The sequence below is a fragment of the Photobacterium sp. R1 genome, assembly GCF_054600795.1.
This window is the reverse complement of sequence record NZ_BAAHZP010000006.1, coordinates 88,268-112,611: the sequence shown is the minus strand read 5'-3', so window position 1 is coordinate 112,611 and position 24,344 is coordinate 88,268. Positions and strand designations below refer to the sequence as shown.

General features: G+C 49.7%; 23 protein-coding genes and 1 tRNA gene. 3 read left to right on the top strand and 21 right to left on the bottom strand.

Annotated elements, in window-relative coordinates:
• Window position 1: 1 nt before the first annotated feature.
• The 3 genes from ACYP03_RS11800 to ACYP03_RS11790 form a co-directional block, all read right to left on the bottom strand.
• Window positions 2-451 (bottom strand): L-alanine exporter AlaE, encoded by a 450-nt coding sequence (locus ACYP03_RS11800; protein ID WP_459779994.1) that lies wholly within the window; start codon window positions 449-451, stop codon window positions 2-4.
• A gap of 642 nt (window positions 452-1,093) precedes the next feature.
• A complete protein-coding gene (locus ACYP03_RS11795) occupies window positions 1,094-2,920 on the bottom strand; it encodes a M4 family metallopeptidase (protein ID WP_459779992.1) in 1,827 nt (608 codons plus the stop codon).
• A 707-nt stretch (window positions 2,921-3,627) separates the two neighbouring features.
• Window positions 3,628-3,715: transfer RNA gene (locus tag ACYP03_RS11790), tRNA-Ser, on the bottom strand.
• Between the two features lie 244 nt (window positions 3,716-3,959).
• Here ACYP03_RS11790 and ACYP03_RS11785 point away from each other — a divergent pair.
• Window positions 3,960-4,538, top strand: a complete 579-nt coding sequence (locus tag ACYP03_RS11785; RefSeq protein ID WP_459779991.1) for a UPF0149 family protein — start codon at window positions 3,960-3,962, stop codon at window positions 4,536-4,538.
• A 105-nt stretch (window positions 4,539-4,643) separates the two neighbouring features.
• Here the strand turns inward: ACYP03_RS11785 and nadA are convergent, their stop codons facing one another.
• The 18 genes from nadA to aspS form a co-directional block, all read right to left on the bottom strand.
• Entirely contained in the window at window positions 4,644-5,705 is a 1,062-nt protein-coding gene (gene nadA, locus ACYP03_RS11780) for a quinolinate synthase NadA (RefSeq protein ID WP_248140822.1), read from the bottom strand.
• Window positions 5,706-5,861: 156 nt separating this feature from the next.
• Window positions 5,862-6,611 carry a tol-pal system protein YbgF gene (ybgF, locus tag ACYP03_RS11775; protein WP_248140824.1) on the bottom strand — a complete coding sequence of 250 codons (750 nt, stop codon included), beginning with the start codon at window positions 6,609-6,611 and terminating at the stop codon, window positions 5,862-5,864.
• A 15-nt stretch (window positions 6,612-6,626) separates the two neighbouring features.
• A complete protein-coding gene (gene pal / locus ACYP03_RS11770; RefSeq protein ID WP_248140826.1) occupies window positions 6,627-7,157 on the bottom strand; it encodes a peptidoglycan-associated lipoprotein Pal in 531 nt (176 codons plus the stop codon).
• 36 nt (window positions 7,158-7,193) lie between these two features.
• A complete protein-coding gene (gene tolB, locus ACYP03_RS11765; protein WP_248140828.1) occupies window positions 7,194-8,540 on the bottom strand; it encodes a Tol-Pal system beta propeller repeat protein TolB in 1,347 nt (448 codons plus the stop codon).
• 13 nt (window positions 8,541-8,553) lie between these two features.
• On the bottom strand, window positions 8,554-9,600 hold the full coding sequence (gene tolA / locus ACYP03_RS11760; RefSeq protein WP_248140830.1) for a cell envelope integrity protein TolA: 1,047 nt from the start codon (window positions 9,598-9,600) through the stop codon (window positions 8,554-8,556).
• Window positions 9,601-9,608: 8 nt separating this feature from the next.
• Window positions 9,609-10,058 carry a protein TolR gene (gene tolR / locus ACYP03_RS11755; protein ID WP_248140832.1) on the bottom strand — a complete coding sequence of 150 codons (450 nt, stop codon included), beginning with the start codon at window positions 10,056-10,058 and terminating at the stop codon, window positions 9,609-9,611.
• A gap of 5 nt (window positions 10,059-10,063) precedes the next feature.
• Entirely contained in the window at window positions 10,064-10,750 is a 687-nt protein-coding gene (gene tolQ / locus ACYP03_RS11750) for a protein TolQ (RefSeq protein WP_248140834.1), read from the bottom strand.
• Window positions 10,751-11,155 carry a tol-pal system-associated acyl-CoA thioesterase gene (gene ybgC, locus ACYP03_RS11745; protein ID WP_248140836.1) on the bottom strand — a complete coding sequence of 135 codons (405 nt, stop codon included), beginning with the start codon at window positions 11,153-11,155 and terminating at the stop codon, window positions 10,751-10,753.
• Between the two features lie 226 nt (window positions 11,156-11,381).
• Window positions 11,382-11,699 (bottom strand): cyd operon YbgE family protein, encoded by a 318-nt coding sequence (locus tag ACYP03_RS11740; RefSeq protein ID WP_459779986.1) that lies wholly within the window; start codon window positions 11,697-11,699, stop codon window positions 11,382-11,384.
• On the bottom strand, window positions 11,677-11,799 hold the full coding sequence (gene cydX, locus ACYP03_RS11735; RefSeq protein ID WP_248140839.1) for a cytochrome bd-I oxidase subunit CydX: 123 nt from the start codon (window positions 11,797-11,799) through the stop codon (window positions 11,677-11,679). Before cydX ends, ACYP03_RS11740 begins: the two co-directional genes overlap by 23 nt.
• Before the next feature lie 11 nt (window positions 11,800-11,810).
• A complete protein-coding gene (gene cydB, locus ACYP03_RS11730) occupies window positions 11,811-12,947 on the bottom strand; it encodes a cytochrome d ubiquinol oxidase subunit II (RefSeq protein ID WP_459779983.1) in 1,137 nt (378 codons plus the stop codon).
• A gap of 25 nt (window positions 12,948-12,972) precedes the next feature.
• Window positions 12,973-14,556 (bottom strand): cytochrome ubiquinol oxidase subunit I, encoded by a 1,584-nt coding sequence (gene cydA / locus ACYP03_RS11725; protein ID WP_248140842.1) that lies wholly within the window; start codon window positions 14,554-14,556, stop codon window positions 12,973-12,975.
• 1,042 nt (window positions 14,557-15,598) lie between these two features.
• Entirely contained in the window at window positions 15,599-16,612 is a 1,014-nt protein-coding gene (gene ruvB, locus ACYP03_RS11720; protein ID WP_248140843.1) for a Holliday junction branch migration DNA helicase RuvB, read from the bottom strand.
• Between the two features lie 14 nt (window positions 16,613-16,626).
• Window positions 16,627-17,247, bottom strand: a complete 621-nt coding sequence (ruvA, locus tag ACYP03_RS11715; protein ID WP_459779980.1) for a Holliday junction branch migration protein RuvA — start codon at window positions 17,245-17,247, stop codon at window positions 16,627-16,629.
• A 102-nt stretch (window positions 17,248-17,349) separates the two neighbouring features.
• Window positions 17,350-18,807, bottom strand: coding sequence for a methyl-accepting chemotaxis protein (locus tag ACYP03_RS11710; protein ID WP_459779979.1), 1,458 nt, complete (start codon window positions 18,805-18,807; stop codon window positions 17,350-17,352).
• A gap of 173 nt (window positions 18,808-18,980) precedes the next feature.
• Window positions 18,981-19,502, bottom strand: a complete 522-nt coding sequence (gene ruvC / locus ACYP03_RS11705; RefSeq protein WP_459779977.1) for a crossover junction endodeoxyribonuclease RuvC — start codon at window positions 19,500-19,502, stop codon at window positions 18,981-18,983.
• 5 nt (window positions 19,503-19,507) lie between these two features.
• Entirely contained in the window at window positions 19,508-20,251 is a 744-nt protein-coding gene (locus ACYP03_RS11700) for a YebC/PmpR family DNA-binding transcriptional regulator (protein ID WP_459779974.1), read from the bottom strand.
• A gap of 195 nt (window positions 20,252-20,446) precedes the next feature.
• Complete coding sequence (gene aspS, locus ACYP03_RS11695) at window positions 20,447-22,234, bottom strand: aspartate--tRNA ligase (protein ID WP_459779972.1); 1,788 nt, start codon at window positions 22,232-22,234, stop codon at window positions 20,447-20,449.
• A gap of 299 nt (window positions 22,235-22,533) precedes the next feature.
• Here aspS and ACYP03_RS11690 point away from each other — a divergent pair, with 299 nt between their 5' ends.
• The gene (locus ACYP03_RS11690) at window positions 22,534-23,406 is read left to right on the top strand and encodes a DUF72 domain-containing protein (RefSeq protein ID WP_459780203.1); all 873 of its coding nucleotides are present in this window, start codon (window positions 22,534-22,536) and stop codon (window positions 23,404-23,406) included.
• Between the two features lie 201 nt (window positions 23,407-23,607).
• Window positions 23,608-24,336 (top strand): carboxy-S-adenosyl-L-methionine synthase CmoA, encoded by a 729-nt coding sequence (gene cmoA / locus ACYP03_RS11685; RefSeq protein ID WP_248140852.1) that lies wholly within the window; start codon window positions 23,608-23,610, stop codon window positions 24,334-24,336.
• Window positions 24,337-24,344: the final 8 nt, after the last annotated feature.

Genomic DNA, 24,344 nt, shown 5'->3' with positions numbered 1-24,344 from the left:
TTCAGGCTTGCTGATAATATCCCGGCACTCTGAACATTCGCCGGCAAGCTTCCAGAAACTGTCCGTAGACACCACCAAGCATGCCACTAACAACGGCATTACTGGCAACAGCAGTCATGATTTGCTCAGGCGCTGCGCCCACAGCCCACAAAATTGCGGCGTACACAGGTGACTGGAACAGTACATAAGCCAGCATATCAGAAAGAAATTTCATCCATTTCTGTTGGCTCCGTCGCGATCCCTGCCGAATCATCCAGTCCCGGAACACTCCATAAGGCCAGGCAATGGCGATATTGACCGGAATGGCGAGTGTTCGGGATGCCAAAGACTGCTGAAGCGTCATCCCGGAAACAAACACTTCAATCATCATGCCTGTAATAAAGCAAAAAACGACCATCGCAAAAGTGTCTGCCGCTGCATTACGCACGTTAAATTGTTCTTTCACTGCCACCCCGACAAAAACAAAGAGATATTAACCAAAAAATAACACAATGAAAGACTATGCGACCGCAAAACCACCAATCACCCAGTCATATGTCGTATTAAATCAGCTTTTTTAAAAAATATCCCACCATATTGATATCAAGGTTGTCAATTTACTACTAATAAGTGTGATTCAGACCGAATTTTTAGCTACTTGCGCATCATTGGCGTGCTACACGCTCCCAAAAGCACATCTGAAACGGTCATTTTATTACACTCTTCTCGGGCAAAAACAGGCTCATGAGCCAGGTTCTGATATCAATAAACAGAATAAATCGTCAGGATAAAGAGTACGTATCAAAATCTGATAAAACGTTCCAAATGACCAATTAATCCTCTTTAAAACAATCTCTTATAAAACAAGCGCAATCAATAGCGAAGGTTTTTCAACGAATTGAATGCCTTTGCGCTACAAAAAAGTGGGTTTAAGGATCGGTACAGAAGGCAGTCGCAGAAAACACAGGAAAAGTGACAATAAAGTAATACATACGCTCATTCGTCACTCTGGCAGTAGATTTCACCAAAGAAATTAAATTACATTTTCAGCCACCAAACAGCAGAAATGAAAAAAGGGAGCCAGGCTCCCTTTCAAGTTTTGTCTCGAACACACTTAGTAGTTCAGGCTTAGCGTCACACCAGAGAAGCTGCTGTAGCCACGAACCATGACATGATATGTCTGTGATGCAGAAGCTGCGACATTACAAGTCTCACTGTTACCATAGCGATATGGACGGCAATCCCAAGAAGTCGTTGTTGGCTGGCTGCCTGCTTTCACATACAGATCCGCGTCACCTGAGCCACCGCTGATGCTTACAGACGCAGTCACAGACGATGGAACAGTGAAGGTATAACGCAGCTCAGTACCAGTGTTACCAGTCAGGCCAGTGATTGGCTTACCTTTTTCCAGCACATCAGTTGGTGGTGGTGTTGTGCCACAGTTCGCGTTCACACCAACAGTATTAAAGGCATCAATAACATCAGCCGTGTTATAACCCAGATCCTGTGCCGCTTTCACAACACCACAACCGCCCTGGTCGAAGTTCGAATTTGGTGTCCAGTACATCTGGTTCGCAACCGCAAAGATTTCAAAGCCCTTACGTGGATCCCAGCCAGCTTTATTCGACAGCAGGTAGTAAGCACGGTTGAATACACCACTTGAGTAGTGAACATTCAGACCCGAAGTATATTCAGATGCGTGGTCAATCGAACGGCCATCGCGAGAAGGCTGATCGAAATAACGTAATCCACCGGATTGCTTAAAGATATCGCTGCCGACTAACCAGTCAACATGACCGCGCATGTAGTATTCCGCAGCCTCACCCGCAATATCAGAGTAAGCTTCGTTCATACCACCGGACATATCACGGTATTCCAGGCCGGAGTTTTGCTCGGTGAAACCATGGCTGACTTCGTGCGCAGTGACGTTAATGTCAACCAGCGGATAGAAGGTGGTGGCACCATCACCGAAGGTCATCGCACTACCGTCCCAGAACGCATTTTCATATTTGGAACCATAGTGCACACGCATGGTCAGCTGGAACGTCAATGGTGAAGTGTTCAGCCAGTCTTTGTACATGTCGAAAACGACTTTACCAAAGTAGTGCGCGTCATTCAGCGGCGAATATGCGCCATTGATTTGCTTGTGATCATTGTAGTTACTGTCCGTCGAACAGTTATAGCTGAATGCGCTGGCACCCGAAGTTCCACCGTTCAGGTCTACAGTTTTCACCGCACTGGTATTCATGGTACAAGTCGAACCATTTTTCTCAACCATGAAGTTCGGGTAGTCGGTACCAAACTGATACTGACCGGTCTTCTGGTTACCACCAGGGCCTGTACCCGGTGCCTGAATGTGCGCAATGCTATCCCAGTTATCCACAACCGCACCCGTATTCGCATCAATGAAGTAATAAGGGCGTGACGGTTCATCACTGGCAACAAAGAAACTGACCTGATAAACAAGCTGTGCCTGATTGCTCTCATCCAGACGAACCATCAGTTTGACTTGTTCATTCTCAACCGGCAGCACCTCCCCGGCAACAGTATGTGCTGCTGCATGATGCGCCTTAGCAATCCCCAACGCTTTTTGACCTTCCAGTCCAGGCTGAATCGCAGGCAAATCCTGCTCTACATTCTGAACCATCTGACCATGGACCTGGCTCAGACCTTTTGCGTTCGTCGTCGCAACCACGCCCGAGTTATAAATAGGTAAGCCTTTATACAGCTGCTGATAACGGACTTTTTGTTTACCATTCGGCAAGGTGATCGTTTTTACTGGTTGAAAACTGTTATTTAAAGGTGTCAGTGAACGTGCCGTTAGTCCTTGCTCAAGCACGGAAGCATCAGTCACATCGACAATGTTTGCTGCCATTGCAGGCAAAGTAAATAGAGAGCCTAGCGTTAATACTGCCAATTTTTGTCGTTTGTTTGTTTTCATTACTCATTCCTAGAGATTTTTAGCGAGCTGTCCTGTTTTTCCCCAACCAATAAACCACTTCACTACAGATGCTTTATCGCCATACTTCTGAGGCCTTCCTGTTTCAGCCCTGTTATAGGTTGATTTGCTTTTTGTTAAAAGCCAGTCAACTGTGGCGTACTTTTTCAATTTGTTGCAAACAAAATAATTAAAAAATAGGGAGGGGTGTGTATATGATAATTAACACTTTATTAACAAGCAAAACAGTTATTAAGAGCAAAAACTCTAAAGTCAATGGAAAACAACGAGTTGACACAAATATCAATGTATCAAAATCTTTACACTTTGGTATCAACTAATATACAGATACAGGTGAAATGAAAAGTAAAATGTAAATTCCGGAGTGAAAATGAATAGTGACTCGCAAATATTTCCCTTATTTACTTTGGGGGAAATATTAAGTTTTATTCAATAAACTTTTTTGATTTTTTCAAAACTTTATTGTGTTAAATCTTAATTGATATGCCGTGTTGAAATCATGTATCAGAAACATTCCCTGAACATCACTCTTTCATGACATTTTGATGAAAAACGCGAATTGGTTATTTTTCAATCACAATCAATTCGGACTAGAATTCCAATCAACAGACCATGATCTTCTGACAATGCAGAATGCAACATTTCAATATGAAAAAAGCCCGCTGTATTCACAGCGGGCTTTCAGGATATGGCGGTGAGGGAGGGATTCGAACCCTCGATACGTTGCCGTATACACACTTTCCAGGCGTGCTCCTTCAGCCACTCGGACACCTCACCAAATTGTTTGGTCACCGTTTCTCGGCGACGGGGCGTACTATAGTGATCCTCTCATAACAGGTCAACCCAAATTCTTACATTGGCGATCAAGTGGGTAATTTTCCATCAGACATGCCGCAATCCCCCCATTTTGGGACCAATCAAAAGAACAACGCTGTGTCTTCCGGCTTCGCCTGCTACAATACCGGCATTCTGCTACAGGCTCTGCCACGCCAAGCCTGTTCATTCGATAAGAGAACGGATCATGTCTGCACAACTTTCAGTCATTTTGCAAAATTCTGAGCTCAGTCAGCATTTACTGTCTGAGCATCAAACCCGAGGCTTTGTCACTGCGATGGCTGCTGCCCCGCACCTGCTGGATCCGGCTGAATGGCTGGCCTATCTGTGGGGCGGAGAAGAGACCTCTCCTTTCACCAGCCATGAAGCATTAGAAGAGTATGCCAACGCTATTGTTGAGCTTTGGAATGAATCCAGACAGACGCTGCTTTCAAACACCTGGCAATGGCCTGAAGCCTGTCAGCTTGATGACAAGGAACTGGTGACTGAAGCAACCCGGGAATTTGCGGAGGGTGTGTTACAAGGCTGGCAACTGGCGCGTGACGACTGGGAAACCATCATGCCGGAAAATAGTCAGGACAATGCTTTATTAGGGGGGGTGCTGCTTTCCATCAGTTTGCTGTACGATCCGGAAAGTGCCATGGCGGCACTCAGTGAACAAGGTGCAGAAGGCTTAGCGCAATTTGAAGAAGTCTACCATGCTGTACCCCAGATGCTGTGTGGTCTTACCCAACGCGCACAACAACTCACTGATGAAAACCCCTGATCTTTTGATGAGCCTCTGATTCTCGCCTTTTTGAGATGATAAAAAGTTAGGATGAAAAAAGCGGCTTTAAGCCGCTTTTTCTGTATGAGAGCAGTACCTGTTTTGTCAGGCGTTCCCTTTCACTTGCATTTGTAGTGAAGCAGCGAAATCCAGCATGCGGTTTAACGGGATCAGTGATTTTTGACGAATCGCTTCATCGACAAAAATTTCGTGCTGTTCACCACCTTCACGAAGTGCCGTTTCAATCGCTTTCAAACCGTTCATCGCCATCCAGGGACAATGTGCACAGCTCCGGCAAGTTGCACCTGCCCCCGCTGTTGGTGCTTCGATCAATTCTTTCTCTGGCACCATTTGCTGCATTTTAAAGAAGATGCCTTTATCCGTGGCCACAATCAGTTTTTGCTGTGGCAGGCTCTTCGCTGCTTTAATTAACTGACTGGTCGAGCCGACAGCATCTGCTAATGCAACCACACTGGCAGGTGATTCCGGGTGGACTAAAATCGCAGCATCCGGATGTAAGTGTTTCATATCTTTCAGTGCTTTGGCAGAGAACTCGTCATGAACAACGCACTCCCCCTGCCACAACAACATATCAGCACCGGTTTTTTTCTGGATGTAGCTTCCCAGATGGCGATCCGGCCCCCAGATAATTGGCTTACCTTCGCTATCAAGATGCTCAATAATTTCCAGGGCGATACTTGAAGTCACGACCCAGTCCGCGCGTGCTTTTACCGCTGCTGAGGTATTTGCATAAACAACAACGGTATGATCAGGGTGTGCATCGCAGAATTCGGTAAACGCTTCCTCAGGACAGCCCAGGTCCAGGGAACATTCAGCTTCCAGTGTCGGCATCAGAACCTGTTTCTCTGGTGTCAGGATCTTGGCTGATTCCCCCATAAAGCGAACACCGCAAATAATTAAGGTTTTCGCTGGGTGCTGGTTACCAAAGCGTGCCATTTCCAGAGAATCACCAACAAAACCACCGGTTTCCTCAGCCAGGGCCTGAATCTCAGGGTCAGTATAATAATGCGCAATCAACACTGCTTCTTTCTCTTTCAGCAGCGCTTTAATTTTCGCTTTATAGTCTTGCTGCTCGTCCACAGTCAGCGGTGTCGGCTTAGGCGGGAATGGGTAAATCATTTCTGTAGGGTCAAATGTCAGACTCATTACGTCTTGCTCTATCGCTCGTCCTTTCAATCCGGGCATTATACACTGCAATAGCAGTGGAGTACCAACACGGATCGCAAAGGATGAAGCTCACCATCAACCCACAGCGTCACTGGATTGATGGCGAAGATATTCATCTGACTGAATGCAGGAGGTTTACTTCAGTGATTTCAGGCTCTTTGTCGCCTGTTGGGAAGTGGCCGTATTCGGGTATTCTGCAATTACCTGCTGATACAGTTTTTTCGCCTCTTCCGGCTTTTTCTCACGTTCAGCCAGGACGCCCATCTTCAGCAGCGCATCACCACGCTTATTCGAATCTTTGTAATTGGCGACCGACTGGAAATGCGATTTTGCCTCAGACAATTTGTTCTGAGTGAAATACAGCTGCCCCAACCAGTAATGCGCGTTCGCTGCATAGACAGATTCTGGATAAGCTGACAGGAATTCGTTAAACGCAGTAATCGCTCCGGCATAATCCTTTTCTTTAAGGATCAGATTCACGGCCTGGTCATAGGCAGAATTCTCATCAGCATTCGCTGCATAAGACTCGCCGCCAGCCGTCTCTGCCTGGTCGTCTTTTGCTTTCGCCGGTTGCTCACGGCTCAGTTTGTCAATTTCACGATATAGCTCACGCTGACGTTCCAGCATCTGCTTCATATCATAGCTATTTCGTTCAACCATACCGCGCAGTTCACCGACTTCACGGGACAGTTCATCAAGTTGACGCTGCATCTCCAGTTGCATCTGGCTACGCGCTTCAAACATACGTTCCAAACGTTGCAGACTGCTTTCACTGCCAGAGGAGCCAGAATTCAGCTCTGTAACAGGAGCAGGTGCGGCGACCACTGGGGTCGCCGCACCAATCAGCAACGTTAATGCGATGTTTCGCATCATGTTACTGTTCATCTTAATGGCCTTTCATTAGTAAACCAGAACCGAACGACGGTTCTTCGCGTAATCGGCATCAGTGTGGCCCAGTACCAGCGGCTTCTCTTCACCGTAACTTACGATTGAAATCTGGCTTGCAGAAACACCCAGTGCTTGCAGGTATTTAGCAACTGCATTTGCACGGCGCTCACCCAGAGCGATGTTGTACTCAGGTGTACCACGCTCATCGGCGTGACCTTCGACAACAATTTTCACATCGCTGTGGTTACGCAGGTAATCAGCGTGTGCTTCCAGCATTTCCTGGTAGCTGTCCTGAATTTCTGCATTATCAAACTGGAAGTAGATAGTTTGCTCTTGACGCAACTGCTGGTTGCGAACTTCCTGCTCTGACATAGCCGCTGAACCAGAATCTACAGGAGTTACAACAGTAGTCTCTGTACCAGTCGTCGCACCAGCGTTCGTTTGAGCTGCAGAGCTGTCAGTACTTTCAGTAGAGCTACAAGCAGCCAGAGTAAACATTGGCAGCGCAATTGCCAAACCCTTTAAAACTTTATTCAGTTGCATTATTTTTCCTTATATATCGCTTTATTGCGGTGAACCTTATAAAAACGGTCCCCAAGATGGTGCCCTAACTCGACCACTGGTGGCTGGCAAACGGGCTTTGAAACGCCCATCAATAGACACCAGAGACAATTCGTTAGACTTGTTATTTACCGAACTGTAGATAACCATCCCACCGTTCGGCGCAATGCTTGGAGATTCATCCAGGAAAGTCTTGGTCAGAATCTGCAACGCACCAGTTTTCAAATCCTGTTTAGCAATGTTGTAGCCAGAATCCGATCTGTGCACCATCACCAAATAACGCCCATCCGGAGTCAGCTGACCACCGAGGTTTTGCGATCCCTGCCATGTCAGACGCTCAGTCGAACCGTCAGCTAAATTTACTCGATATATCTGAGGTTTACCACCTCTGTCTGACGTGAAGATCATCGATTGACCGCTTGGATCCCAAAACGCTTCAGTGTTGTTCGCTCGTCCGTCAGTCACCTGTTTCATCTTCTTCGTCTGCAAATCCATCACGTAGACCTGCAAACTCCCGCTTTTTGACAGAACCATGGCCAGCTTCCTGCCATCTGGCGAGAATCGAGGAGAGCCATTGTGTCTTGGGAATGAGGCGACCATTTCCCGGGTCCCATTTGTAATATTCATAATAAAAATCTGGGACTGCTGATTTTCAAAGCTGACATAAGCCAGCTGATTCCCATCCGGAGACCAGGATGGCGACATTAATGGCTGTTTCGACTTAAGAACCAGCTGCTCGTTATAACCATCGTAATCAGAAATGCGCAGCTGGTATGGATAGTCTGAGCGATCGTCAATCACGACGTAGGCAATACGCGTCAGAAACGCGCCTTTCTCGCCTGTCAGTTTCTCATAAACCACGTCCGAGATACGGTGCGAGAACTGGCGCAGACGGTTCAGTCTGACCGTCGCACGGTTGTGCAGCAAAATATGATCACTGGTCTGAACCAGCTGGCCATTTTCCAGACCGCGACTTTCGCCATTTGTCAGTTGCCCGCGCACCACATCAATCAGTTTGTAGTTGATGACATAATTCCCGTCGGCATTCTTCGAAACTGAACCTGTCACCAGGGCATCAACACCCATGGCTGTCCATGCCGCGTAATCAATCTCTGCATCTGTCGCTGGTGTCTGCGGCATTTCGCTGGGTGCGACAGGACTGAATTTACCACTGCGGCGCAAATCAGATGCAATTACAGAAGCCATGTCGACCGGTGCAGCACCATTCCCTTCCCACTGAAACGGAATAATCCCGATAGGCCGGGCAGAGTTAACACCTTCGGTGATCACCAGTTCCAGTTCAGCATGCGCTAATTGACTCATCGTGAGCAGGGCTGCGCACAGGCCCAATATCCAACGTTTCATTTAGCCTTTCCTCTTAACTTACTGGCTTCACGGTTAAGCGAATTGATCGCACTTTCTCCGCCACAGCCGGATCTTCCGGCATCGGGAACTGGCTGACTTTCACAACAGCGGCTTTAGCGGCACGACAAAGACTGTTGTCCCCGCCAACATCCGCAACATCCAGCAATAAGCCGCTTGCCGAAAGGCGCATTTGCAAATTGCATTCTTTCCCGTTAAAACTCGGATCAGTCAGCAGATTTTGTTGAATCATCTGTTTATAGATTTCACCATACCGAGCAGCTTCATCTGCAATAAACTGCCCTTTCGCTCCGCCACGCTGCTCACTTTCCGCTTCCAGACCAGCGAACATATCATTGAGTGCAGCCTCCTGCTGACGCTGCAACTCTTTTGCTTCTTTCGCCTTCCGTTCAGCTTCCTTTCGGGCAGCTTCAGCTTTACGGGCCGCTTCTTCCGCTTTCTTCTTCGCGGCTAATTTGGCTTTTCGCTCTTCTTCCGCTTTACGGGCAGCCTCTTCAGCGCGTTTTTGCTCTTCAACTTTCTTCTGACGGGCAATTTCAGCCTGACGGGCCGCTTCTTCAGCTTCCTGTTTCGCTTTGAGTTTCACCTGACGTTCAGCTTCGGCTTTCTTCGCAGCTTCACGGGCAACACGTGCTTCTTCGTCCGCCTGACGCTTCTCTTCGGCAGCTTTCGCTTTTTCGCGCGAAATCCGCTCACGTTCAGCATCCGCTTCACGGGCAGCTTTTTCAGCCTGAAGTTTGTCGGCTCTCAATTTACGCAGGCGTTCTTCTTCAGCCTGACGTTGCTGTTCAAGCGCTGCAGCCTGTTGTTCCAGACGCTCTAAACGCTCTTTTTCCGCCTTCTTCGCCGCGTCACGCTGCTCGCGGATCTTGCGGGCTTGCTGATTCACCAGTGCCGGATCGACGACCACAGCCTGAATTGTTGACCCGGCGGGTTTCGGTTTCGATGTGGTAAAATCCGCCCCCCAAATCAACGCAGCAATCAGTACAGCATGAAAAAATAACGAAACGATGATAGCAACTGAGTAGTTGTTTTTTTTCATTGACTTCCCTACTGCTCAAGCGGCTCTGTCATGAGTCCCACAGAGCCAACACCCGCCTGATTTAAGGCATCCAGTGTTTCGATAATGGCTGAATAAGGTACTCTTGCATCACCGCCAACCATCACCGGCGTTTTCGGGTTCAATTGCAACTCTGCTTTCACCCGGGTCAGTAGTTCTGTCAGTGCCAGACCCCGGATCATGTCGCCGTTATCGACACTCAGACCCAGCTGTCCGTCTTTATCCACTTCAACAATGATGGGCGAGCCGCTGTCATTTTCACCAGCCAGTTCTGCTGCTGTTTTTGCCGTATGTGTTGCTGGTAAATCAACATCAACGCCCTGCGTGACGAAAGGCGCTGTGACCATAAAAATGATCAGCAGCACCAGCATGACATCAATGTAAGGCACCACATTGATTTCAGCCGTCATTTTCCGTTTTTTCGGTTGATACGCTGCCATGGTGTTTACTCCTGGTTAGCAGCAAACGCCTGGCGATGCAGGATACTGGAAAACTCTTCCATGAAAGTCGCGTAGTTGTGTTCCAGCTTAGAAACTTTGTTCGACAGACGGTTATAGAACATGACCGCCGGAATGGCAGCAAACAGGCCCATAGCTGTGGCAACCAGCGCCTCGGCAATACCCGGTGCAACCATCGACAAGGTTGCCTGCTTCACCGCACCCAGCGCAATAAACGCATGCATAATCCCCCACACTGTACCAAACAGACCGATGTATGGACTGATAGAACCAACGGTGGCCAGAAATGGCAGATGCGTTTCCATGTCTTCAACTTCACGGGACAAAGACACACGCATCGCACGGCCGGCACCTTCCATCACGGATTCCGGTGCTTTACCGTTATTCCGGTGCAGTCGGGCAAATTCTTTAAAACCCGCGTAAAAAATCTGTTCAGTTCCGCTCAGGTTATCTTTGCGACTTTGTACTTCCTGAAACAGATGAGACAAGTCAATGCCTGACCAGAAGCGGTCTTCAAAACGTTCCGCTTTCGCCGTTGCCTGAGACAGGACCTGAGAGCGCTTGAAAATCAGCGCCCAGGAGATGACCGACATGCCCAGCAGGATCAGCATCACAATCTTGACTAGCAGGCTCGCCTGCAAAAACAAATCCAGAATAGAAAGTTCAGCACTCACTTAGGCTATCTCCGACAATATATTCTTTGGTATCACAATGGGTTTCATTGTTTGAGGGTTGACACAGGCTACCTGAACAGTGGCTTTACACAAGAACTGCCCCTCATTGTTTACTAAAACCTGACAAAATTCGATCGAGGCACGGCGCACCTGGAGCGGCCAGGTACGAACCTTGAGCTGATCGTCTAATCGTGCGCCTTTCAGGAAATTGATGTCCATATGGCTGACCACAAAGCTGTAACCCTGGTCCAGCATGTCCTGTAAGCTGACTCCGAAGCTTCTGAAAAGTTCAGTTCTGCTTCGCTCAAAGAACTTGAGATAGTTGGCATGATAAACAATCCCGCCAGTGTCCGTATCTTCGATATAGATGGTAATAGGCCACTCAAAGGCGTTTTCTTCCGTCATCCGAATACCACTGTGATGATGCATGTTGGACGCCAAAATTATGACGTCTGAGAAAAATTTTCAGCGGTAACTATACCGGAGTTAATTTACAGAATGAAACTCTCAGCCCTCCCCCGGCTTAATTTCCTTTCAATTTTTGACCCTGATGGAATTTTATTAATTTCTCAGAGCATAAAAAATACGGCCCGCAATGAAAGCGGGCCGTATCATGGACAACAATTTTGCTTCAGCTCAGACGAAGCCAGAGGATCACGGCCAGTACAGGTAAGGCAATATAGGGGCTGAACAGTACCTGCCAGTACCACCGGCACGGCACAAAACCGACGCCAAAAATCATGGCAGTACAGCAAGACCAGATCAGCGCAGGTGAAACGACTGGACCAAAACCGCCAATCTCACGTGCAAACAGCACCGGGTCCCACATCACCAAACCGCCGGTAGCCAGCCCCATCACCAGGGCAAGCAAACGAAGCGGACTGCAGGCCAGCCACGCATGGCTGTTCTTGACCCAGAGATCAATCCTATGACTCAATGTCTGACTCATCATTCGCATCCATGTTCTCTGTCGTTTCCAGCCACAGCGCATTGATGATGCCAAATGAACAGGCTAACAGGACTCCCAGAATCCAGGCGAAATACCACATTGTAAGCCTCCTTAGTACAGTGAATTCTTGTTGTCTTCGATAAGCTGCTTATCGAGACGACCAAACATTTTGTAATAACACCAGCAGGTGTAGCCCAGGATGATTGGCACCATCACAAAGGCAACGCCGGTCATAATCTTCAGCGTCAACTCACTGGACGTTGCATCCCACATTGTCAGGCTATGTGACGGAATCTCGCTGGATGGCATGATGAACGGGAACATGGCAAAACCAAAGGTCAGAATGATACCCGCCATGGTCAGACTGGAGAACAGGAACGCAAAACCGGCACGCTCCATACGGGAAGCCAGGACAGTCAGCAATGGCATCCCAATACCCAATGCCGGCGCCAGCCACAGCAGCGGCTGTGCATTGAAATTATCCATCAGGGCGCCCGTTTTACGCAGAACCTCTTTGTTCAGCGGGTTGGATGCCGCATCTCTGACCAGGTCAGTCACGACAACATAGCCTTCCAGGTTTTTCGCCCAGAATCCCGCCAGAATGAAAGCAACCATGGTCATCAATGCCGTAATTGAAGCAACATTGCGAGAACGAGTGTGCAGTTCATCTTTGGTTTTCATCTGCAGATAAACCGCACCCTGCGTGATGATCATGGCCAGACTGACCACACCACACAGCAACGCAAAAGGATTCAGCAGTGCAAAGAATGATCCTTTGTAGGTTGGAATCAGCAAATCACTCAGGACAAAAGGCACGCCCTGTAGCAGGTTTCCGAAGGCCACACCAAAGATCACAGGCGGTACCAGACTGCCAATGAAGATGGCGCGGTCCCACAGGTTCCGCCATTTCGGATCTTCAATTTTTGAGCGATAGTCAAAACCAATCGGACGCAGCCACAATGCCGCCAGGGTGACAAGCATCGCCAGATAGAACCCGGAGAAAGCTGTCGCATACACCAGTGGCCACGCCGCGAACAGCGCACCACCTGCAGTAATTAACCAAACCTGGTTACCGTCCCAGTGAGGGGCAATCGAGTTAATCATGATACGGCGCTCGGTATCAGTTTTACCGATCACATTGGTCAGTACACCAACCCCCATATCAAAACCATCTGTCACTGCAAAACCGATGCACAGCACACCGATCAGCAGCCACCAGATCAGACGTAACACTTCATAATCAAACATTTATTATTCTCCTGTCCGACACTGATTACTTCATGACCGGATTTTCAGTCAAATCATACGGCGCTGGATTCTGCTCAAAATGGTAACGGCCGGTTTTCAGGCTGCTTGGACCCAGACGAGCAAATTTCAGCATCAAATACACTTCCGCGACCAGGAAACAGGTGTACAGCGTAATAATCGCGGCCATTGACGTCAGGATATCCGATGCTGCCAGATTAGAAGCGGCCATACTGGTTGGCAGAATTTCACCGACTGCCCATGGCTGACGACCGTACTCTGCGACAAACCAACCGGCTTCAACAGCGATCCAAGGCAGTGGAATCGAGTAAAGTGCCGCACGAAGTACCCATTTTTTCTCGGTAATTTTGTGACGGCAGGTCTGAATAAAGGCAGCACCAAACACACCCAGCATGATAAAGCCACAGGCCACCATGATTCGGAAGCTCCAGAACAGCGGCCATACGGTCGGCAATGAGTCAGCCGCAGCGTTGGCAATGTCTTCCTCAGTTGCATCAACAACTTTATCTGTATACGGCTTCAGCAGCAGGCCGTAACCCAGGTCTTTTTTCACTTCATCGAAGGCTGCAATGTTTTCCGGCGATTTGTCACCAGCGCGCAGTTTTTCAAGCAGACCATACGCGACCATCCCGTTACGGATACGCACTTCGTGCTCATCTTTCAGATCACGAAGACCCGTCACTTCGGTGTCGATAGAGCGCGTTGCGATAATCCCCATCACGTACGGAATTTTAATCGCATAATCTGTGTGCATGGTTTCCTGATTCGGAATACCAAACAGTGTAAAGGCTGCCGGCGCTTCTTCTGTGTTCCATTCGGCTTCAATCGCTGCCAGTTTGGCTTTCTGGACGTCACCCAGCTCATAACCGGACTCATCACCCAGCACGATCACAGACAGAATCGATGCCATACCGAAAGAAGCTGCGATCGCGAAAGAACGTCGTGCAAACGGAATATCACGGCCTTTCAGCATGTAGTAGGAGCTGATACCCAGAACAAACATAGCACCGGTGACATAACCAGATGCGACAGTGTGAACAAATTTCACCTGAGCAACAGGGTTGAAGACAACTTCAGCAAAGCTCACCATTTCCATACGCATGGTTTCAAAGTTGAACTCTGCACCGACCGGGTTTTGCATCCAGCCATTTGCAACCAGAATCCACAGTGCGGAGAAGTTTGAGCCCAGTGCAACCAGCCAGGTGACCACCAGGTGCTGACGTTTGGTCAGGCGATCCCAACCGAAGAAAAACAGGCCGACAAAAGTGGATTCAAGGAAAAAGGCAATGAGCGCTTCAATGGCCAGAGGGGCGCCGAAGATATCACCGACGTAATGAGAGTAGTAGGCCCAGTTCGTACCGAACTGAAATTCCATGGTGAGACCTGTCGCCACACCCAGTGCAAAGTTGATGGCAAAAAGCTTACCCCAGAACTTGGTCATGTCCTTATAGATCTGCTTTCCTGTCATCACATACACAGACTCCATGATGGCAAGCAGGAACGCCATGCCTAAAGTCAGTGGGACGAACAAAAAGTGGTACATCGCAGTCATTGCGAACTGTAACCGCGATAGTTCGACGATATCAAACATGATAACTCCTTAAGTCACCAGTCAGCTGGTAACGTACGACATTGTAGATAGAGTACGCCCGGATAGCTCTCGTGCTGGCCGTTTTCACCTGCTGAAAATGACAGCATTCCCAGACTATTAATTATACCGCGCAATACTCATCGTAAGGCTTCGCAAAAATTTCCAGCCTAAATACCTGCGTGATCCTGAACCCTCATCCGGCAGCCCTTCAGGGGATTTCACAGATGTTGCAGGCTTGTTTCGAATTATTGATTTTAATGTAAAACCATAACTCCCCAAGCTGTAACTCATACTACTGACTTCATTGTTGAGGTTCAAAGATATTTGTAAAAAAACGCATGAACCCGCAAAACAACAGACGATTTAAATGGCATAAAATCAGCTTTACCTTGCGATAGATCAAACTTTTCATCATTGCATAGCGGTGTAGATAACACTTTAAAAAAATGTGACTTTTCAGCAATAAAACACGATTTTCCGCAAAATTATTCACATCAACCCGGCGCCAAAAACCAGAGAAATTCACGTAAAATTTCTCAGTAAAACAGCCATGGGATGATTGCATAACTATTGCTCACTCTTTATCAAAACAAGTGCTAATACAAAGTATTTAAAATCCACAGCACAAAATTATAAGATTAGTTTTTTTAATGATTAATGCACTTCACCACCAACCATCCACCGAATGTAACACCAGCAGATGCAGCCAGTATTGATGCCCTGAAAGCATTTCAGGGCACTTTGTTATTAACATTTTCATGTGTAATCACGTAGACCTTGCTCGCATTTTAAACAATGCGCTGGGTCAAACATGCTTCTGCTGGTGATCCGATTTATCCGTCATAAGCCGCAAATTTTGACATGCAACGACCCCGCATCCAGCCTCAGTCCAGACTCGTATGTGCCAGTCAGCCGCTCCCCTTCACGCAAATGTTAAAAATCCTCACCGGATTTTGCACTTGAACCCAACAATGCCTGGATAAAAAACAAACAAAAACGGAGCCTTGCGGCTCCGTTTTTAACATTTGATGATCCCTGATTTTCAGCTCTCAGGCAAATCCAGCCCGAAGTGAAGGTAAGCGCGCTGCGTCGCAATTCTCCCTCTCGGAGTGCGTTGCAGATACCCCTGCTGAATCAGATAAGGCTCCAGCACATCTTCAATAGTATCCCGCTCTTCACCAATCGCGGCAGCCAGGTTATCGAGACCCACCGGGCCCCCCATGAACTTATCAATAATAGCCATGAGCAACTTTCGGTCCATGTAATCAAAGCCGCTGCTGTCGACATCCAGCATATCCAGCGCCTGACTCGCGATGTCCGCACTGATATGACCGTTCCCTTTCACCTCGGCATAGTCCCGAACCCGGCGCAGAAGCCGGTTGGCAATCCGCGGTGTGCCCCGGGAGCGCCGTGCTATCTCAAGCGCACCTTCAGTCACCATCGACAGGCCGAGACAATTAGCACTGCGCTGAACAATGTCCTGCAAATCAGCAACTTTGTAGTATTCCAGACGCTGGGTGATTCCGAAACGATCCCGCAACGGTGACGTCAGAGAACCCGCTCTTGTGGTCGCACCGACCAGCGTAAAAGGTGGCAGATCAATCTTAATGGAACGCGCTGCCGGTCCTTCACCAATCATGATATCGAGCTGATAATCTTCCATCGCCGGATACAGCACTTCTTCAACCTGAGGGCTGAGGCGGTGGATCTCATCGATAAACAGCACGTCATTTTCTTCAAGGTTGGTCAGTAAAGCAGCCAGATCCCCCGCTTTTTCAAGCACAGGGCCGGAAGTCGTCCGGATACTCACGCCCATTTCATTCGCGACAATGTTTGCCAGCGTCGTTTTACCCAGCCCGGGCGGACCAAAGATCAACAGGTGGTCCAGCGCCTCAGAACGCAGTTTCGCCGCCTGAATAAAGATCTCCATCTGGCTGCGAACATGATCCTGTCCTTGATAATCCTGAAGCAGCTTCGGACGGATGGCGCGGTCAATCACCTCCTCTTCCTTATTCAGTGGGTAATTACCGGAAACCAGACGGTCAGCTTCTATCATAACGCCTCACTCAATTACACCATGGAACGCAAAGCTTCACGGATTATCGTTTCACTCTGCATGCCTTCCTGTGCAACCTGAGCCACAACTTTCGAGGCCATCTGTGGTTTATAGCCCAATGCAACCAGTGCACTCACTGCTTCATCCTCGGCACGGTTCTGCGCCGATACCATTGGCTGAGCCTGGCTGGCAGCCGTATCCAGTGCAGGTGTAAACAAATCACCCTCACCCCAGCCTTTAAGACGATCTTTCATCTCAACCAGCAGGCGCTCGGCTGTTTTCTTACCCACACCCGGAATTTTCACCAGCGTCATCACATCTTCATTTTCAACACACAGTACAAACTGACTGGCTGTCATGGCAGACAGAATCGCCAGTCCCAGTTTCGGACCGACACCATTGGCCTTAATCACTTCCCGAAACAGATCGCGTTCGCTTTTCTTATTAAAGCCGTACAGCAGCTGGGCATCTTCACGCACCACAAAATGTGTGGCGATCGTCACTTCCTTTCCCGGCTCCGGCAACTCGTAAAAGCAGCTCATCGGCATCTGGACTTCGTATCCGAGACCACCGGCTTCAATCACCACTTCCGGTGGCTGTTTTTCTATGATGATTCCACGTAATCGGCCAATCACTGCCTTGCCTCTATCTCGCAAACAAAATTGGCCCTAGGATAATCAAGTGCTGGATGGATATCCAGCCCTTTATCGGTGCAGCAATGAGATTAGTGGCGCACCTCAAACTGTCTGGCGGGAGACCAGTGCATTCAGACTGTCGGCCAGTCCTTTCAGGGTTTCAACCCGGCGGGTCAGCTCTGCGCCCTGCAATGCAACCTGATCAGACACCTGATTGGTTTGAACCACACTTTGCGCCACATCAGTGCTCGTTTGGTTAAGCTCTTTTAACGACTGAACCTGACCACCCAGCGTCTCTGCCAGCTGATTGACATCATCAGACAGCCCGGTGATCTCCGTGATAATCCGGCCCAGTTCAGTTGCAGTGGCATGAATGACTTTCTGCCCCAGCTCAACTTCCGTTTTGCTTTTTTCAAGTAATCCTCTGATTTCCGTCGCTGACGCATTACTCTTTGCCGAAAGTTTACGGACTTCATCCGCCACCACAGCAAAACCACGGCCGAATTCTCCGGCACGCGCCGCTTCAATTGCAGCATTCAGCGCCAGCAGGTTGGTTTGCTCCGCAACCGCGGTAATCAGATCCGCAGCCGTCATCACTTCATTATTACTGCTCTGAATTCGTGCAATGGCATCTGTTGACGCCTCCAGCGACGCAGAACTGTTTTGTGCCTGCTGTTCAATCGTTTTACTTTTCTGCCTGAGCTCAATCACGAATCGATCCGACTCATCCAGACTCTCGGTCATTTGTTCAAGTTGCTGACTCATCTGCTCGGCAGCACTGGCCTGAGACAGACAATTCTGATTGAGGTCTTTCACCTGACCGTGAAGGACATCCGACTGCGCTTCCAGCTCTTCCGACACCTGAGCCAGCTGGCCGGCATTATCGCTGGCTCGGGTCATGATATCCGCCAGCGCCTGTTCACCGTGTTTTGCCTGCTCAGCCAGTGAATAACTGGCTCGTTCAGCCTCAAAGGACTTCTTCAGTGCCGCTTCACGCTGCCGCACGGTAAAAGACTGCGCAATCCCGATCACGACCAGCGGCAACAGCAGCCCGGACCAGGTCTCCAGTTGCTCCGCGGCTGGCGTCAGCACAAGATGCGGAAAATCATGCCCCGCCAGATGTTCTTTGACCATCCAGGCCGAAATCAGCACAACCACGGCACTCCAGACCATCGCCGTCACCGGCCTTGCGGCCAGGAAAAAGGCAACGATCAGTAATGGCATCCAGAACGCCTGGGTCGATACCACAAGACCACCGCTCTGATACACAATATTGACGGCGTGAATCACCATGCCAAGAAAGCCGACATTAATTGCCAGCTCAATCTGTTTCAGCCACCGGACAATCAGGCCGGCACAAATTTCACAGCCAATGAGCGTCACCGAAGTCATCACCAGACTGGTGTGCGAATGACTGGCCCATTTTATCCAGCTGTAGAGACCAACAAAAAAAGAGATGAGGGTGAAAAATAGCAGGGTATCAACCAAGCGGGCCTGTTCGCCTTGCCACTCTTCCGATGAGGGAAGGAACAGACCGCGCCAGAATGCGACTGGGGACATGAGGTTATCCTTGTCTTTGTTTTTATTAGAGCTTCAACAGAGCTCCGACCACTATATTCCAGTTAACAAGGAAGTAACAAAGAAAAAAGCAGCACTAAGCTGCTTTTTTTGATCTGTTCTACACAACGAATACCCTGAAAGGATATCCGCCGGATTTGGATAAACGTCCGGTACTATCTGTACCGGCCCCGACGGGATCCGGTTGCTTGCCCAGCCATAGCGGCCAGCGTTTTGTAGGTATGCGCATGACAAATTGCCACAGCCAGTGCATCCGCTGCGTCCGCCTGGGGTTTGCCTGGCAGTTTCAACATATGGCAGACCATGTGCTGCACCTGGACTTTATCCGCACTGCCCTTGCCGACGACCGCCTGTTTGATCAGGCGCGCCGCATATTCGTTTACCGGCAAATGCGCGTTCACTGCTGCCACAATCGCACTGCCCCGCGCCTGCCCCAGCTTCAGCGCTGAACTGGCGTTCTTGCCCATGAAGACTTCTTCAATCGCAAAGACATCCGGGCGGAACTGGGTGATCACTTCGGTGACTCCGGCATAAATCTGATGCAAGCGCCCCGGAATATCCTCACAGCTGGTACGAATGCAACCGCTGCCCAGATATTCCAGTTGTCTGCCCACCTGACGAATCACACCATAACCGGTAATTCTGGAGCCGGGGTCAATCCCTAAAATAATAGCCATCTGACTTACAGCTGCGCTGCCACCTCATCGGAGATATCACCGTTATGGTATACCTCCTGCACATCGTCGAGATCTTCAAGCACATCAATCAGACGCAGGAGTTTTGGTGCGGTTTCCGCATCCAGATCGGCTTTGGTCGACGGGACCAGCGTCACTTCAGCGTTCTGCGCTTCAAAGCCGGCCCTGTCGAGTGCGTCTTTCACGGCACCAAAATCTGCCGGTGTGGTGTAAACATCAATTGAGCCGTCATCATGGGTCTCAACATCATCGGCCCCCCCTTCCAGTGCAGCTTCCATCACAACGTCTTCATCCAGACCCGGCGCGTAAGAAATCACACCTTTTTTATCAAAGAGATAGCTGACGCTTCCATCCGTACCCAGATTGCCACCAGCTTTACTGAATGCATGGCGAACCCCGGAAACAGTCCGGTTACGGTTGTCCGTCATACACTCCACCATGACAGCAGTACCGCCCGGGCCGTAACCTTCATAAATCACGGTTTCAACGTTATCGTCACCCTCGCCACCCGCACCACGACTGATGGCACGATTAATGGTGTCGCGGGTCATATTATTTGAGAGCGCTTTATCGACTGCAGCACGCAGGCGCGGGTTACTTTCGGCTTCCGGACCGCCTTCTTTGGCAGCGACCACAATTTCCCGGATTAATTTTGTGAAGATTTTACCGCGTTTCGCGTCTTGCGCTGCTTTACGGTGTTTGATGTTGGCCCATTTACTATGACCTGCCATAACAATTCTCCGATTGTCTGCTCCCCGAAGGGAACGAATGTACTTTGAGGTTGTTTCCCGGAATCATGTCACCGGGAGGCGTTGATCACTGTTCAGAACACGGTGTGAAATCGTTCATGTGATGGTATGAAGTTTAAAATACAATGTCTTGAAGAGTGATCGGGCTGGCAGAACAGCCAGCCCGGAATAAGCCGATCAGGCTTCAGCTTTTTCTGCGTCTTTCGCCGCAATTTTCACTGCAATGGCCAGTTCTTCCAGCGCCGCCGGATTCGCCAGGCTTGGTGCGTCGGTCATCAGACACGCTGCCGCCGTGGTTTTCGGGAAAGCAATCACGTCACGGATGTTTTCTGTACCGCACAGCAGCATCACCAGACGGTCCAGACCGAACGCCAGACCCGCATGCGGCGGCGTACCGAATTTCAGTGCATCCAGCAGGAAGCCGAATTTCAGTTGCTGTTCTGCTGCATCAATACCCAGAATGTTGAACACAGCCGCCTGCATATCTGCATTGTGGATACGGACTGAACCGCCGCCCACTTCATAACCGTTAATCACCATATCGTAGGCATTCGAGTTTGCCGCAGCCGGGTTTGCAGCCAGCTCTTCAGCCGTCACACCCAGCGGTGAAGTGAACGGATGGTGCATCGCATGCAGGTTCCCTTCGTCATCTTCTTCAAACATCGGGAAGTCAACCACCCACAGCGGCGCCCATGCAGACTCATTCGTAATACCCAGGTCTTTACCCAGTTTCAGGCGCAGCGCACCAATGGCTTCGGCCACTACGTTCGCTTTATCTGCACCGAACAGAATGATATCGCCAGATTGTGCACCGGTACGTTCGATGATGGCGTTGATGATCTCTTCTGTCAGGAATTTCGCAACCGGAGACTGAATGCCTTCCATGCCCGCGCTCAGATCGTTCACTTTCAGCCATGCCAGACCTTTCGCGCCGTAGATAGCCACGAACGCAGTGTATTCGTCGATTTGCTTACGCGTCAGCGCTGCACCGCCAGGGACACGCAGTGCTGCAACACGGCCTTTTTCATCATTCGCCGGACCGGAGAACACTTTGAAATCCACATCTTTCAGCAGATCCGCTACATCGACCAGTTCCATTGGGTTACGCAGGTCAGGTTTATCAGAACCGTAACGGCGCATGGCTTCTTCATACTTCATGATCGGGAACGCGCCCAGATCAACATTCAGCAGCTCCTGCCACATGTCTTTAATCATTTTTTCAGTGACGGCGCGCACTTCTTCCGCACTCATGAAAGACGTTTCGATATCGATTTGAGTGAATTCCGGCTGACGGTCAGCACGCAGGTCTTCATCACGGAAACATTTCACGATCTGATAGTAACGGTCAAAACCAGACATCATCAGCAGCTGTTTGAACAGCTGTGGCGACTGAGGCAGTGCATAGAAACTGCCTTTATGAACACGGCTCGGCACCAGGTAGTCACGGGCACCTTCTGGTGTTGCTTTTGTCAGAACCGGCGTTTCGATATCCAGGAAACCGTTCTCATCGAGGAAACGACGCACAAAGCTTGAGGCTTTCGCGCGCAGCTTGATACGGTCACTCATTTCCGGACGACGCAGGTCCAGATAACGATACTTCAGACGCTGCTCTTCAGTGTTCTTCTGATTGAAATCCAGCGGCAGAACATCGGAACGGTTGATGATTTCCAGACCTTTGGCAATCACTTCCACTTCACCGGTCGCCATGTCTTTGTTGATCTGGCTGTCCGGACGCAGACGGACTTCACCGGTCAGACGGATACAAAATTCATGACGCAGATGGTTCGCAACCTCGAAGATATCTTTCATATCCGGGTCAACCACTACCTGAACAATGCCTTCGCGATCTCGCATATCAATGAAAATAAGACCGCCTAAATCACGACGGCGGTTTACCCAGCCGCAAAGCTCCACGGTTTGTCCCGCATGGGACTTGTTCAGGTGACCACAATATTGGGTGCGCATAAGAATTTCCCGATCTGTTTACTTTCAATCCTGTGTGTCCGTCTGCAAAAGAGAATGACAGACACCAACTGTGCCAATTCCGGCCGTGATTTCCTCACCACAATCGGAGGATTTAACGCCCGGAACAAAATAACGAGGCATTATAAATGAAAAATCCCACTGTAGGGAAAACCTCAGGCTGAAATCAAGCAAAATAGCCTAATTCACAGCCATATGGTTGACCGGATGACGGGATATTCTCCACAATGCAGCCAGAAAACGATTTGATTCCCTCTAAAGACGTACAGCAAGGTTTCGTAATGGACTTTTCCTCTCCGCTCAGAATCGGCATGGCCATGTGGTCTCACGCCCCCTGGCAGCGCAGCTTATATGGTCGCGGCTGCCCTTCAACCGAACGGCTGAGCCGGTATGCAGAAACCTTTTCGACCGTAGAAGGCAATACCACCTTCTACGCCACGCCGAAACCAGCCACTGTTGTGAACTGGCATCAGGCGACTCCTGAAGACTTCCGTTTCACCTTCAAGCTGCCCAAAACCATCACTCATCAATATAAGCTGATGCACTGTCAGAGCCAGCTGAGCGAATTTTTCCAGGTGATGGCACCGGTGGCTGAAAAAACCGGGATCTGGAAAATTCAGCTGCCCGCCAGCTTCGGACCGGCTCAACTGCCTGCACTTTCCGCATTTCTGAAACAGCTTCCCCAGGATATGCCGGTTGGGGTCGAAGTCCGCCATCTGGCATTCTTTGCCAAAGGTGAAGACGAAAAAGCCCTGAACCGCCTGCTGATAGAACACCAGGCAAACCGCATCATAATGGATACCCGACCGGTCTTTTCCGCCCCGCCAACCACTGAAGCCGTCATCGATGCGCATCACAAAAAGCCAAAAGTCCCGGTTCATGCCATCGCTACCGGACATCACCCGGTCGTGCGCTTCATCGGCCACCCCGAACTGGCCGAGAATGATGCCTTCTTTGCCAACTGGCTGCAGCGACTGGCGCTATGGCTGAATGAAGGCAAACAGCCCTATCTCTTTATTCATACGCCGGACAATGACTTTGCCCCTGAACTGGCGGTCCGGTTGTACCGGCAACTTCGGCAGCAGATGCCCCTCAACACGATGCTGCCTGAGCTCAAGCTGCCCGAAGGCGGCGATCAGGGAACACTGCTGTGAACACCGCTCGTTCCGACCTGGGCACCGACCGCCATCGAACCAAATCGCAAGACAAAAGGCATGATTTTATCTACAATACGCGCCTTTTCAGCTGGAGAGGGACCCTCTGCACAGCAAAGAACGCCGACAGGCTACCCCGTCCGACGTTCTGCGGGAGTATGGAATCCCCGATGTTCTGGTAATGAATGTGAGGTAAGGACAATGGCAGGCCACGACAATCTGTTCGCCGCCCCGATTGACAAGCTGGGTGATTTTACCTTTGACGAGCGAGTCGCCGAAGTATTCCCGGATATGATCCAGCGCTCCGTGCCGGGCTACAGCAATATCATCTCTGCCATTGGCATGCTGGCAGAGCGTTTTGCCACACCGGATTCCAACGTGTATGACCTGGGGTGCTCGCTGGGCGCTGCGACCCTGTCGATGCGCCGTCATCTCAGCCAGTCCGGCTGCAAAATCATTGGCGTCGACAACTCGCCTGCCATGGTTGAGCGGTGCCGTCTGCATGTGAACGCCTATCGTTCCGAAACCCCGGTTGAAATTATTGAAGCTGATATCCGGGATGTGGATATTCACAATGCATCCGTTGTGGTGCTGAATTTCACGCTGCAGTTTCTGGTTCCGGAAGACCGCCGGCAGCTTCTGGAAAAAATCTATGCCGGTCTGCGTCCGGGCGGGATTCTGATTCTGTCGGAAAAGTATGTTTTTGAAGACAGTCAGGCTCATGAACTGCTGATCGACCTGCATCACGATTTTAAACGTGCCAATGGATACAGCGAACTGGAGATCAGCCAGAAACGCAGCGCCATTGAAAATGTGATGCGTCCTGACAGCATTCCGACACACCGGGCCCGTCTGACTGACATCGGCTTCAGCAGTGTGGAAGTCTGGTTCCAGTGCTTCAACTTTGGCTCTATGTTTGCCATTAAGTAACGTCAATT